The sequence below is a fragment of the Streptomyces sp. NPDC126497 genome (assembly GCF_040302425.1).
In the GTDB taxonomy this organism is placed as follows: Bacteria; Actinomycetota; Actinomycetes; order Streptomycetales; family Streptomycetaceae; genus Streptomyces.
On record NZ_JBEORT010000057.1, the window covers coordinates 1 to 12,155 of the forward strand.

At 70.3% G+C, this 12,155-nt stretch carries 14 protein-coding genes; all 14 read right to left on the bottom strand.

Annotation, left to right across the window (positions count from 1 at the left end):
• A partial coding sequence (locus tag ABTY20_RS22440; RefSeq protein WP_133888840.1) for a biotin carboxylase N-terminal domain-containing protein occupies nt 1-103 on the bottom strand: 103 nt, incomplete at its 3' end.
• 1 nt (nt 104) lies between these two features.
• Nucleotides 105-653, bottom strand: a complete 549-nt coding sequence (locus ABTY20_RS22445; RefSeq protein WP_351998795.1) for a flavin reductase family protein — start codon at nt 651-653, stop codon at nt 105-107.
• A 105-nt stretch (nt 654-758) separates the two neighbouring features.
• The gene (locus tag ABTY20_RS22450) at nt 759-2,444 is read right to left on the bottom strand and encodes an NAD(P)/FAD-dependent oxidoreductase (RefSeq protein WP_351998796.1); all 1,686 of its coding nucleotides are present in this window, start codon (nt 2,442-2,444) and stop codon (nt 759-761) included.
• 39 nt (nt 2,445-2,483) lie between these two features.
• Nucleotides 2,484-3,314 carry an SAM-dependent methyltransferase gene (locus ABTY20_RS22455; RefSeq protein ID WP_351998797.1) on the bottom strand — a complete coding sequence of 277 codons (831 nt, stop codon included), beginning with the start codon at nt 3,312-3,314 and terminating at the stop codon, nt 2,484-2,486.
• A gap of 90 nt (nt 3,315-3,404) precedes the next feature.
• A complete protein-coding gene (locus ABTY20_RS22460; protein WP_351998798.1) occupies nt 3,405-4,595 on the bottom strand; it encodes an acyltransferase family protein in 1,191 nt (396 codons plus the stop codon).
• 268 nt (nt 4,596-4,863) lie between these two features.
• The gene (locus tag ABTY20_RS22465; protein ID WP_351998799.1) at nt 4,864-5,769 is read right to left on the bottom strand and encodes a MarR family winged helix-turn-helix transcriptional regulator; all 906 of its coding nucleotides are present in this window, start codon (nt 5,767-5,769) and stop codon (nt 4,864-4,866) included.
• A 92-nt stretch (nt 5,770-5,861) separates the two neighbouring features.
• Nucleotides 5,862-6,518 carry a hemerythrin domain-containing protein gene (locus tag ABTY20_RS22470; protein WP_351998800.1) on the bottom strand — a complete coding sequence of 219 codons (657 nt, stop codon included), beginning with the start codon at nt 6,516-6,518 and terminating at the stop codon, nt 5,862-5,864.
• Nucleotides 6,519-6,648: 130 nt separating this feature from the next.
• A complete protein-coding gene (locus ABTY20_RS22475) occupies nt 6,649-7,968 on the bottom strand; it encodes a cation:proton antiporter (RefSeq protein WP_351998801.1) in 1,320 nt (439 codons plus the stop codon).
• Nucleotides 7,969-8,023: 55 nt separating this feature from the next.
• Nucleotides 8,024-8,608: an NADPH-dependent FMN reductase gene (locus ABTY20_RS22480; protein WP_502991861.1), complete on the bottom strand. Its 585-nt coding sequence runs from the start codon at nt 8,606-8,608 to the stop codon at nt 8,024-8,026.
• 15 nt (nt 8,609-8,623) lie between these two features.
• Complete coding sequence (locus ABTY20_RS22485; protein ID WP_502991863.1) at nt 8,624-8,986, bottom strand: nitroreductase family deazaflavin-dependent oxidoreductase; 363 nt, start codon at nt 8,984-8,986, stop codon at nt 8,624-8,626.
• A gap of 157 nt (nt 8,987-9,143) precedes the next feature.
• Nucleotides 9,144-9,611 (bottom strand): ester cyclase, encoded by a 468-nt coding sequence (locus ABTY20_RS22490; protein WP_351998804.1) that lies wholly within the window; start codon nt 9,609-9,611, stop codon nt 9,144-9,146.
• Nucleotides 9,608-10,189 (bottom strand): nuclear transport factor 2 family protein, encoded by a 582-nt coding sequence (locus ABTY20_RS22495; protein WP_351998805.1) that lies wholly within the window; start codon nt 10,187-10,189, stop codon nt 9,608-9,610. Before ABTY20_RS22495 ends, ABTY20_RS22490 begins: the two co-directional genes overlap by 4 nt.
• Entirely contained in the window at nt 10,186-10,557 is a 372-nt protein-coding gene (locus ABTY20_RS22500; protein WP_351998806.1) for a dehydrogenase, read from the bottom strand. Before ABTY20_RS22500 ends, ABTY20_RS22495 begins: the two co-directional genes overlap by 4 nt.
• A gap of 204 nt (nt 10,558-10,761) precedes the next feature.
• Nucleotides 10,762-11,781, bottom strand: a complete 1,020-nt coding sequence (locus ABTY20_RS22505) for a methyltransferase (RefSeq protein ID WP_351998807.1) — start codon at nt 11,779-11,781, stop codon at nt 10,762-10,764.
• Nucleotides 11,782-12,155 lie beyond the last annotated feature (374 nt).

Here is a 12,155-nt window from a genome sequence, read left to right on the forward strand (position 1 = left end):
CCGGGTCGGCATAGACGGCAACGCTCGCGATCCCGGCATCCCGGCAGGCCCGGGCCACCCGGACAGCGATTTCGCCACGGTTGGCGATGAGCACCCTGCGCACGTCAGGATGCCTGCCGTGAGGGCGGGGCGAGCTCGCTGTCGAGAGCTCCGAGCGCGCCCGCGTAGAAGACGAGCGGGGCCTCGCCCTGCTGCGGAACGCCGAGCTCCACGACCTCGCCGACGATGATGTCGTGGTCGCCGCCGGCGTGGACGGCGACGGTCGTACAGGTGAGGAAGGCCAGTGCCTCGCTCAGGACCGGGAGGCCCGTGGACCCCTCGTGGTACGGCGTGTCCTGGAACCCCTCCGGCCGGCGTCCGGCGAAGGCCCGTGCGAGCTTCTCCTGGCGTTCGGAAAGGAAGTTGACGGTGAATCCACCGCTCGCCGTCAGCATCTCGTGCAGACGCGAGCGCCGGTGGAGGCAGAAGAGCACCAGGGGCGGGTCCAGGGACACGGAGGTGAACGAGTTGACCGTCGTGCCGTCGGCCCGGCCGTCGGCCGCCGTCGTGATGACCGTCACTCCGGTCACGAAGAGCCCGCACACGCGACGCAGGGCTCGCGAATCGATCGGGTGCGTCTGGTGTTCGTGCATCAACGTGGGCGCTGCGGACATGTGCTTCCCCTTCAAGGGTGGAATCGATGGGAGCAAGCCACGCATGGCAGGACCGGGCGGGCGGGTGCCGCGGCACATCCGGCTGCGGCACCCGCCCGGCCTCGCTCAGAGCAGCTTCCTGACCTTCGCGCCGGCCTTCAGAATCCCCTTGAGGAACTCCTTGCCCACGTTGTTCATCTCGTCCGGGGCCTGGAACGACGCCCAGTAGAGGAAGCGCGCCATCGTCAGCGTGGAGGGCGCGACGAACCGCTGGTTCTCGTCCTTCCACCCGAAGGCGGGGTTGACGATGTCGCAGTCCTTGATCATCCGGAAGATGATGTCGGCCGCCTCGTCCCCGGTCAGGGCACCTGCCTCGTACTTCTCGCAGGTCTCGGCGGTCGATTCGAGCAGCGTCTTGAACTTCTCGCTGTTCGGCCACCACAGACCGGGGTACCGGGCGTCCTCCAGGTCCTGGAAGTGGCGCACGTCCCCGTCCTTCACGTGGTTCAGGCGGGCTCGCGTCAGCCGCATCGTGCCCGGGCTGATGAAGGAGCCCCACACCCGGAACACCGCGTTCCACAAGCGGAAGTGGGAGAACGAGATGAAGGAGCTGTTGACGATGTCGTCGTTGTACTTGAGCAGCCCCTGTTCCAGCCGCTCGACGTACTCGAAGCGCTCGGCGGAGAAGTCGCCGTCCTTCAGCGCCTCGATCAGGCGCGAGGTCAGCGCGTCCACCACCTCGAAGGTGTTGGACAGACCGCGCGAGAACAGCGGGTCCAGGAAGCCGGCCGCGTGGGACATCAGGCACCAGCGGTCGCCGATCGTCTGCTTCGACGAGTACTGCAGCCGGTCGGTGGACACCCACTCCCGCACGCGCGAGGCGCCGTCGAACTGCCTCTTGACGGCCGGGTACATGTCGAGGAACTTGGCGAACTCCTCGTCCGGCGTCATGTCCTTGGGCTTGGGGTACGTGCGCTCGTCGATGGTGAGGGCGACGCTGCACAGCGGGTTGCGCGACTTCTTGTGGTTGTCGAAGGGGATGATCCAGAACCAGCCCCGCTCGATGAGGTGGTGCATCGTCCCGGTGTGCCAGTCGGCGGGGGGACGGAGCGCCTTGGGATGTCCGCTCACGTCGTCGAAGGGCTTGATCCCGACGTAGTGCGTGAACATCGAGCGCGAGTGGTGCTTGAAGCGGGCCGGCTTCTCGCGCAGTCCGAACTTCTCCGCGAGCGGCGAGCGGAAACCGCTCGCGTCGATCAGGTACTTGCCGCGGAAGGCCTCGCCGTTCTGTCCCGTGACGGTCACCCCGTCGTCGTCGAAGTCGACGTCGGCGGCGCGCCAGTTCTGCTTCGCCGCGCAACCGTACTTGACGGCGGTGTAGAACATGAAGGCGTCGCTGTCCTGCCGGAACATGTGACTGTTGTGCAGGAAGATCTTCGGCAGGGCGAGCTGCGTCGCCTCCCTCGGGTCGGGCTCCCGGCCGGGCTCGTGCTTCATGAAGCCGAAGTGGGCCTTCGTGCCGAACGTGGGCGCGATGTCGCGGGTGCTGGCGTTGATGCTGGACAGGCTCTTGAGCTCGGGTATGCGGTGGCGCTCGGCCAGGATGTGGATCCATTCCACCAGCTGCGGTGTCATGGACTCACCCACCGCGAAGCGCGGGTGGGACGTCGCGTCGATGAGCAGGACCTTGGCGCCGTGCCGGGCCATGATCGTCCCCGCCACCGAGCCGGCCAGCCCGGTTCCCAGGATGATGACGTCGTACATCGCCTTCTTGGGGATCTCCGTGGTGCTTGCGGCCGTCTTCGTGGCCATGAGGTGTCTCCCGTCGTCGGGTGCGGTCGATGGGCGGCGTCAGCTCTTCGTGGCGACGGCGGCGTAGCCCGCGGCGTCCTCGCGCGTGGTGGCGCGGTCGTCGTCGGTCGCCCGCTCCTGGTCGGTCTCCCACTCGTTGGTGGAGACCACTCCGGGGGCGACCACCGTCCAGCCGGGGGTGGCGAGGAACCGCTCGATCTCCTCGCGGGAGCGCTGGGCGAGGGGGACGCGCAGCTTGGTGTAGACCTCGTCGACGATGACCCTGACCTCGGGCGACACGTAGTCGGGGCTGGAGTGCGTGAGGAGCACCATGCTGCCGGGGGCCAGCGCCTCCTTGTAGCGCTCGACCAGGGCGTACGGGTCCTCCTCGTCCAGGATGAAGTGCAGCAGCGCGCCGAAGATCACGCCCACCGGCTGCGACAGGTCGAGCAGCTCCTTGGTCTCGGGGGCCGCGAGGATGGCGTCCGGGTGGCGGAAGTCCTCGGTGACGAAGGCCGTCCGGCCGTCCGTGGCGCCGCCGAGGATCCGGTGCGCGTACTCGGCCACCACCGGGTCGTTGTCGACGTAGACGACGCGGGCGTCGGGTGCGACCTCGTGGGTGGCCTGCGCCGACGGGATGCCGCTGCCCACGTCCAGGAACTGGCGGACGCCGTTGCGGGTGGCGTAGCGCACGGCCCGGTTCAGGACGCGGCGGTTGGCCCGGGCGCCCACCGGACTGCCCGGCATCAGCTTCACGAATCCCTCGGCCGCCGCGCGGTCGACCGGGAGGTTGTCGCTCCCGCCCAGGTAGAAGTCGTAGATACGGGCCGGGTGGGGGCGCTCCTCGGCGGCGGCACCGGTGTCCTGAGCGGGGTTGACGGAATCAGACATGTCCACATCCTTGGTCGGCTGTCGGTGCACGGGTGGAAAGGCCCGGTCCTCCTGGGACGGCGAACCGGGCCGGGTGGTCGTGAGGAGGGGTCAGTTGGTGCCGATGCGGTCGACGGCGGCGTCCTGGACGGGCGGGGCGGTCCGGGCGCCGTGGCGGCCGGCGGCCCGCGGCCTGCTCCAGTGCTTCATCGTCGGCCGTTCGACGCACAGGTACAGCGCGTGGGCCAGCGCCAGGGTCAGGACCCAGGCCAGCAGGCAGAGGCCGAGGGCGGTCGCCCAGCCGAAGGGCCTGTGGTCCGCCAGGTGGGTGGCGCCGCCGGTGAGCACCGAGGCCTGCAGCAGGTAGAAGGCGAAGGACACTTCGCCGAGCCATGTCATCACCCGGCCCCGGAAGGGGGACCTGCGCCCCTTGACGTCGGCGACGGCGACCGCGGGGATCAGCAGGCCGACGGGGATCGCCCAGGTCGCGGAGAGGGTGTAGAGGAAGGGCACGTTGAGGGCTGCCACGTAGCCGACGGCGCAGAGGACGAGCGCGTGGTGGATGCGCACACCGATCCAGCGGTCCGTGAGCACGATCCGGGCCAGCAGCATGCCGAGCACGAACTCCAGCATCCGCACGGGCGGCAGCTGGTAGACGAACCAGCTCTGCACCGCGTTGACCGGCAGGCCCGGCATCGGCGGACCGCCCGCCAGCGCGGCGTAGGCGAACGCGGGGAGCGCCATGACCGCGGCCGTGAACCCGCCGGCCCACGCCCAGAGGTACTTGGGGTCGATCCTGCGGATCCAGCGGTACAGCAGGGGGAAGCAGAGGTAGAAGACGAGCTCGCACCCCAGCGACCAGCTCGGCCCGTTGACGCCGAAGGAGACGGCCGGATCCCACGACCACGTCTGCACGAGGAGGATGTTCGGCAGCCACTTCTCCCAGCCGGTGGCGCCGGCGAAGACCACCAGGGCCAGGACGAACGTGACGAGGTGGTTGGGGTAGAGCTTGACCAGCCGGCGGCGCAGGAAGCGGCGGGGCGCGTCGTCCGGGCGGGCGGACCAGGTGAGGATGAAGCCGCTGAGGATGAAGAAGAACGCGACCCCGAGCCCGCCCGCCACGCCGAGCAGGCGGCCCGCCTCCTGCGCGGTCCCGCCGCCGAACGGCGTGAGCTGCGGGGTGGTCACGTGGTAGAGGAACACCGCCATGGCGGCGAAGAACCGCAGACCGGTGAGGGAGGGCAGGGCCGGCGCCCGTGGGGTCCCGTCCTCCTTCGTCCGCGGTACCGACTGCACGTTCATGGGCATCTCCTCGCCGATTGGACGCTCGCTTGCGCATGACGAAGCGCAGGGGCCCGGGGCTGCCGGCTGCGCGGTGATCCGGTTGTCCGTGCGGACCGGACGGAGGCGATACGTGGCCCGGGCGGGAACGGACTGCGCGTACGCCGTTCGCGGCCGGAGCCCGGGGGACGGCCGGGGCCGGAAGGGCGGGGCGGCGGCGCCCGTGCCGGGTGCGGCGGAGCCGGCTCGTGGGATCCCGGGGGGGGTGGCGGCCGTTCCGGCGGTCCGCTCACACCGCGGGTGCGGCGGGATCCAGCAGACGCGACAGGAGCGGGCGCAGCTCGTCCGCGCCGCCGGGGCCGAGCAGTTCGGCGATCTCCGCCTCCAGCACGTGCACGGCGTTCGTCACCACCGCCAGGTGCTCGTGTCCCGGCTCCGTGAGTTCCAGTGCGTAGCGGCGGCGGTCGTGGGGGTCCCGTCCCCGGCGCACGGACCCGCACTCCACCAGTTCCCGGACGAGCTGCGACGCGGCGGGCCCGGTGATCGCGAGGTGTCCGGCCAGCCGCTGCTGGGCGCACGGCCCGAGTTCCCGCAGTCCGCGCAGCGGCCCGTAGTGCCGGATCCGCAGCCCGGTGTCCGCCAGCTTCTCGTCGCCGAGCCGGCGCAGCCGGTGGTGGACCTGTGCGACGAGGTACTCCGGGCCCCGGGTGAGGAGCGGCTCCGTTCCCGGCAGCATCCGGGACAGCAGTACCTCCAGCCTGGTGTGCTCGGCCGGGCTCAGGGCCGCGGTGAGCCGCCGCTCCCGCTCGGCCACCGCGCGGCGCCGGACGGCAAGGGTCCGGCGGCCCTGGGGGGTGAGGGAGAGGACGTGTGAACGCCTGTTGCAGGGATTGCGGGTGCGGGCGAGCTCACCGCGCTGCTCCAGGGCGTCGACGACCGCGACCATGATGGTGCGGTTGATGCCGAGCCGGTCGGCGAGTTCGAGCTGGGACAGCCAGTCCCGGGTGGCCAGGGCGTCCAGCACGAGGTAGTCGCGTGCGTCGGCGTCCCGCTCCGTCGTGGAGGCGGAGAACCGGGCGTGCACCCGGCGGACCAGGTAGGCCACGAATCCCGAGAGTGCGTCGGGAATCGCGCCCGGGACGTCCGGCGGATGCCGTACGACCGTCTCACGCCTGTCCTCCGGCTCGCCCGGCACCGCCGTACCTCCCCCTTGGATACGCGACCGGTGTGCGGACGTTCGTCCGCACACCGGTTCCGTCTCTGCCCGCGGTCGCCGCGGGGGTCCGCTCAGGCCGCGGCCGTGCCGTTCCTCGCGCCCCAGAGGTCCAGCGACGCGTACGACTCCCGCCACTCGGCTTCGTACGCCGCCCGCAGCGGGTCGGGGATGTGCGCGAGGATGGACGCGGCGCGGGCCGCGTCCATCTCGTCGAGGATCCAGGGCAGGTAGCGGTACGCGTAGTCGCCGATGCCGTCGCGCTGGGTGGCGCTGAAGGTCATCCACTCCTCCTGCGTCATGGTCATGTCCATCAGCTGCAGCGCATCGGTCTCCTCGTGCTTGAGGTGACCGGACAGCCCGGTGTGGAGGGCGTCGACCAGTCCGCCCAGCCGCTCGAGGCCCGATTCGCGATCGGCGAGGGCCGCGTCGATGTCGTCGAGCAACGGGTCTATGACCGCGTGCTCGGCCTCCATCGCGTCGAGCAGGGCGAGGTCGTCGGGACGGCCGGCCAGCTCCCGCTGCATGACGGGCCAGACGGTCGCGTCCTCGGACCTGTGATGGACCTGGAGGAACTTCTTGAAGAGCTCCCATCCGACGGCCGTGCTCAGGACGTGCCTGGGGTCCTCGTCGGTCCGGGCCGTGATCCGTGCGATCCGCTCCAGTTCCCGGCGCAGGGCATCGTGGATGGCGAACATCATCGTCATGTCGAGCTTGTACTGGTGACTCACAGCTGTCTCCCTACTTCCACCGACCGTGACACCCAGGGTATCGTCACTCACCCAAACCATCAACTTGCCAATTAATCTCGGGTTCCGTCGGCTTCCCCAAGACGCCTCCGGGAGGCCGGGGCGGGACCCGCTAGGCGGTCTCGGCCGGTTCCTTGGAGCGGGCCGGACGTGCGGCCCCGTCGGCGGCGGGAGCGGCCTCGGCCCCGGGTTCGGGCCGGGCCCCGAGGATCCGGGTCAGCAGCGGACCGGTCATGGCGGTGGTCGCCAGCGCCATCACGACCAGGATGGTGAACAGGTCCGTGCCGATGACCCCGAGGCTCAGTCCGATGTTGAGCACCACCAGTTCCGTGAGCCCGCGGCAGTTCATCAGGACACCGATGGCCAGGGATTCGCGCCAGCGCTGGCCGGCGAGCCGGGCCGCCACGCTGCCGCCGCCCCACTTGCCGATCACCGCCAACGCCATGACCGCGAGGCCCCACAGCCACTGCTCACCCGAGCGGACCAGCAGCGCCAGGTCCGTCTTCAGACCGGTGCTGACGAAGAAGAGGGGCAGCAGGATCGGGACCGCCACCGCCTGGAGCCGGGCGGCCGCCCGCTCGACCACCGGGTGGTCCCGCGGCACCATCGTGCCGAACACGAACGCGCCGAACAGCGCGTGCACCCCGATCTCCTCCGTCGCCAGCGCGGACAGGCACAGGCCGCTGAAGAGCACGACCAGCACCGCGCCGTCCGACCACTTCCGCTCGGCGCGGGCGACCCAGCGGACGAGCAGGGGGCGCACCACGTACAGCATGAAGACCATGTAGGCGACCGACAGTCCGACGGTCACGAGGGCCGCCGCCGGGGAACTGCTGCCGGTCACGGCCACGACCACGGCCAGCAGGCACCACGCCGTCACGTCGTCCACCGCGGCGCACGCCATCGCCACCGCGCCCGTCCGCGTGCGGTAGAGGTCCCGTTCGGTCAGGATGCGGGCGAGCACCGGAAAGGCCGTGATGCTCATGGAGACGGCGACGAACAGCACGAACGGCAGTTTGTCCACGCCCGCGGGCGCGAAGGTCCCGTACATTCCGAGCGCGAGCGCCGCGCCCAGCACCAACGGCAGGGCGATGCTCATCTGGCTGACGGCGACCGCCGTGCGGCTGTGCCCCCGCAGGAGCCCGAGGTTGAGGGCGAGGCCGACCAGGAACATGAACGCGAGCAGTCCCAGATCACCGAGGGCGCCCACGAAGGGAAGGACGTCGGCGGGGAAGAGGCGGTGCTGCATGTCGGGCCAGACCAGGCCGAGGAGCGACGGGCCGAGACAGATTCCGACGGCTATCTCTCCGACGACGGCGGGCTGGCCGAACCTGCGCACCGCCCATGCGCCCAGCCCGGAAGCCAGGATCACCACGGGGATGGCGATGAGCAGGTGAGGAAGCGGACTGCTCGCGGCAGCGGCTATGACCATCGGTACTCCTGCTTGGGTGGTGGCGGCAGGCCCTCTTTGGACCTCACCGATCGGATCAGGCCCCGTAGGGGCCCTGCCTCTTGGCGTCGCGCAGCACCCGGCCCCACCAGACGAGTTGGTCGAGCATGACCTTGGCTGCGGCGGCGGCTGCCTCGGCGTCGGCCGGGAAGCGGCCCTCGGCGTCGTAGTGCTCCAGGACCCGCGGGAAGCTGACGGTGTCCTTCACCCCGACGCAGTGGAACTCGGCGAAGACCTGACGCAGGTGCTCGACCGCCCGCACTCCGCCGGCCAGGCCCAGGCCGTAGCCGACGAAGGCGACCGGCTTGGCCTCCCACTCCGCGTTGAAGGAGTCGATGAGGGTCTTCAGGGGTCCGGGAATGCTGCGGTTGTACTCGGGGACGATGAAGACGAACGCGTCGGCGGCGGCCAGCCGGGGGCGGAGCGCGACCGTCTGCGGGGCGTCCGGGACGAGGCTCGCCGGCAGCGGTGTGTCCGCCAGGTCGACCACGTCGGTGACCAGGTCGTCACGCCTGTCGGTCCGGTCCGCCAGCCACCGTGCGATGTCGGGGGCGAGCCGCCCGTCGCGGGCGGATCCGACGACGACCACCACGCGTACGGGCTCGGAGGGAGTCGATGACACGGGCACGGCTCCCCCTCAGCCCTTCGTCCGGACGGACGCGCTCGCCGGGGTGAGGGCGAGGAACTCCGTGGCCCCGACCCGCGACAGGATGGCCCGGGTGAGCGCCGGCATCTCGGTACGGCCGTCGTCCGTGAACACGACCGGGTTGTCCACGTATATCCGGTGTCCGCGCGTGGTGATCTCGCAGCCCCCCGCCGCCAGCACGTTCTTGACCCAGTCCGACCCGGGCCCGTAGGGCAGCGTCACGACGATGTCCTGGCCGCGCCGGAACAGCTTCACCGGGGTGCTGTACAGGCGCCCCGACTTCCTGCCGCGGTGGTGGATCCTGCCGAAGCCGGGCATACGACTGAGGACGGGGCCCACGAAACGGTTCGCCACCCGGCGATTGAAACGTGCCACTCCCCTGGGGACCGGCATGGTTGCCTCCTTGTGCAGGTGTTCGGGGTTCGTCGCCCGCACGCGAGGCGCCGGGCTGCCGCCGGGCCGGAGAGGGCCGGGCGGCCGCCCGGCGCCGGCGGCCGAGTCGCGGTGGCCGTCAGGCGGCGGGCTTCCCGCCGGGACCGCCCGGGGTGAGGGGGCCGGCCGGCTTGCCACCGGACTTCAGGAAGCGCTGGAGGGAGAAGTTGTCGACGATGCCCCACCGTTCGGCGACCTTCTCCCCCTCGAACCGGAAGAAGATCATCCCGTGGTGCTCGACCTGGAGACCGGTCGCCGGAATCCCGATGAAGGGGCCGGTGTGCCGGCCGTGCATCACCCAGCGGATGGCCGCCTTGTCGCCGTCCGACATGAAGTCGAGGATCTCGTACTTGATGTCGCTGAAGGCGCTGCGCTGGATCTTGATCGTGTGCTTGAACGCCTCGGGCCCGCTCATCGAGTCGTCGTGGCTTCCGTTGTTGCGGAAGTCGGGGGTCAGGTAGCGGTCGGCGGCGGTGAGGTCTCCGTCGTTGAGTCCCTCGCTGTAGATCCGCTCGATCACTTCACGCTGCTTCTCTGCGCTGATCATGCCGTACTGCCCTCCAGATGAGTGTCTGTGTACGAACCGGAATCCCCCGCCCCGCGACCGTCGAGGAGTGCGCCCGTGCCGAGCGTCCCCTCGTCGACCGATGTCACGGCCGCGGAGGCGGGACCGGTGCTCCAGGTGATCCGCAGCCGCATGCGCGCGAAGCGCCAGCCGGCCGGGGTGCGTCGGACGGACGTGTCGAACCGGCCGCCCAGTTGGAAGTAGCGCGAAGCCGCCGGCGGCCGGGGGGAGTCGAAGTGCAGATGGGAGGCGATCAGGCTCCACGCCACGGTCGCCCGGTCTCCGTCGAGCTCGACCAGCGGGGGAGAGCCGTGGTGGTGCGTGCCGTCCCAGCGCTCCATGATCTCCCTGGTGAACGCGGCGACCCCGGCGCGCCCTCGATGGCTGCCCACCGGGAAGGTGAGCTCGACGTCCTCCGTGAAGAAGGAACGGGCCCACGCGTCGTCGAACGTCCCCTCGTCGAGCGAGGCCAGGTACCGCTCGGCGAGGTCGCCCAGGGCCGCGCGGTCGGCCAGGCGGGCGATCCGTGCGTCGAGTTCGGCGGCCGACGCGTCCGTCATGACACCAGCCGGGCGGTCGTCTGCGCGTCGGTGGCGTAGATCACCACCCCGTCGGGGCCGTGGACGACCGCCTTGCCGGCGCCCGTGAACGTCGTTCCGGACAGCTCCGCCGTGATGTCGATCTGGATGTAGGCGGCGCGATGACCGTTCGGACTGATCTGCCCGACATCCGAATTGAATACTTCACGGAAGGAGAATTCAAGGGTGTCGTCACCCGTCGCGGTCCACGTACCGGAACCGCCGCTTTTCTTCGTGATGACGGCCAGCGATCCGTCTTCTTCGAAGACGACAGCGTAGTCGTCCACTTCGCCGTCGTGCGAGACCGTCCCCTCCCATTTCCCTGAGATACGGGCAGCAGAAATGGACATCGACTTCACTCCCATGGAAGTAATGGCGGGTCTGACTGATGTGCGCGCGGCCTGTGGGAATGACGCGGCCCGCCGGGGAAAGGAACCCGGGAAAGGCGGAACGGCCGGCATTGCGCACGGCCGTTCCGGAACTGGGCACGTCGTTTCCGGCCGCGCGGGGCGGCCGGTTCGTCGTCCCCGGCCCGCGCGGTCGGCCTCTCCGCCTCAGGCCACGCGGAGCTCGATCACCGACCGGGTGGCCACCCGTCCGGGGGCCTGGTGCACCTCGACGACCGACAGGCCCGCGGCGCGGGCCAGTTCGATGTTGTCGTCCAGCGTGCGCTCCTTGCCGCCGTAGTAGGCGAGCATCCGCACGTTCATGCCGGTGTCGGGCGACTGGCCGTCCACCCCGGTCTCCTCGATGACGAAGACCCTGCCGTTCTCGCCCGCCGCCTCGGCGCAGCGCTTGAGGATCGCGACGGAGGACTCGTCGTCCCAGTCGTGGATGACGGAGGAGAGCACGTAGGCGTCGGCCTCGGGCAGCGGGTCGAAGAAGCTGCCGCCGAGCACGGTGGCGCGGTCGGCGAGGCCGGCGGCCGCCAGGTACTTCTCGGCGCGCTCCACGGTCCCGGGCAGGTCGAGGACCGAGCCGCGCAGCGTGGGGTGCGCCTTGAGCAGGGCGCTGAGCAGCACGCCGTTTCCGCCGCCGAGGTCGACGAGGTGCGAGAACTTCGACCAGTCGTAGGCCGTGGCGATCTTGTCGGCGTCCTCCCCGATGTTCCCGGCCATCAGGGAGTTGAAGGACTCGGCGAGCGCCTTGTTCGAGGCGAGCTCGTCCCAGAAGGGGACGCCGTAGCGGACGGGGTGGGACGGCTGACCGGTGCGCACCACGTGCGCCAGCTCGACGAAGCTCAGGTCGGCGCGGCCGATGGCGCCCTCGAGGTCGATCAGGGCGCGCTGCGGGCCGGGGTGGTCAGAGCGCAGGGCCTGGCCCTTGTCCGTCAGCTCGTACCCCTCGCCGTCGTTGCTCAGCAGTCCCACCGTCACCAGGTGCTTCAGAACGCAGTCCAGGGCGACGGCGTCCAGCTCGGCCGCCTCGGCTATGGCCTCCGACGTCTTCCGGCCGGCGGCGATGTGGTCACCCACCCGGAAGGTCGCGGCCACCCGCACGGACATGGGGGTGACCAGGTCGGCCATCCGCCAGAGCTCGAGGTCCGGGACGCCGCCGTCGTGGTTCTCTGACATGTGATCTGTCCTCTCTCAGTGCCGGTACCGGTACGACTCCGGGTCGTGCCGAGGTGGTGACGGGCGCCTGCGCGGCCGGGACCACGCGTGGGTGGGGCCCGGCGGCGGCCCGAAGGTGGAAGGAATGCGTTTCCGTCCGCCGAGCTGCCGGAAGTCGATTCGGCACAGCTGCGGGAAAACGACCCGGCTAAGGCTCGGTGAAATGATCGGAATCATTCAGGAAACACTGCGGTAAAGAAAAGGGCCGTGACGTGTCGGCCGGAGGGAGGAGTCAAACGGGAGCCGCCCGGACATGGGCACAGCTCGTCCCCCACCAGAAGCGTGACAGATTCAGGAATGAGCGTCAAGGCTCTTTTGCAGCAACGCCGTCAGGG

Excerpts from the sequence above, each read along its gene's own strand:
- ABTY20_RS22445 (WP_351998795.1), bottom strand. The coding sequence starts at position 653 with ATGTCCGCAGCGCCCACGTTGATGCACGAACACCAGACGCACCCGATC.
- ABTY20_RS22450 (WP_351998796.1), bottom strand. The coding sequence starts at position 2,444 with ATGGCCACGAAGACGGCCGCAAGCACCACGGAGATCCCCAAGAAGGCG.
- ABTY20_RS22455 (WP_351998797.1), bottom strand. The coding sequence starts at position 3,314 with ATGTCTGATTCCGTCAACCCCGCTCAGGACACCGGTGCCGCCGCCGAG.
- ABTY20_RS22460 (WP_351998798.1), bottom strand. The coding sequence starts at position 4,595 with ATGAACGTGCAGTCGGTACCGCGGACGAAGGAGGACGGGACCCCACGG.
- ABTY20_RS22475 (WP_351998801.1), bottom strand. The coding sequence starts at position 7,968 with ATGGTCATAGCCGCTGCCGCGAGCAGTCCGCTTCCTCACCTGCTCATC.
- ABTY20_RS22490 (WP_351998804.1), bottom strand. The coding sequence starts at position 9,611 with ATGATCAGCGCAGAGAAGCAGCGTGAAGTGATCGAGCGGATCTACAGC.
- ABTY20_RS22495 (WP_351998805.1), bottom strand. The coding sequence starts at position 10,189 with ATGACGGACGCGTCGGCCGCCGAACTCGACGCACGGATCGCCCGCCTG.
- ABTY20_RS22500 (WP_351998806.1), bottom strand. The coding sequence starts at position 10,557 with ATGTCCATTTCTGCTGCCCGTATCTCAGGGAAATGGGAGGGGACGGTC.
- ABTY20_RS22505 (WP_351998807.1), bottom strand. The coding sequence starts at position 11,781 with ATGTCAGAGAACCACGACGGCGGCGTCCCGGACCTCGAGCTCTGGCGG.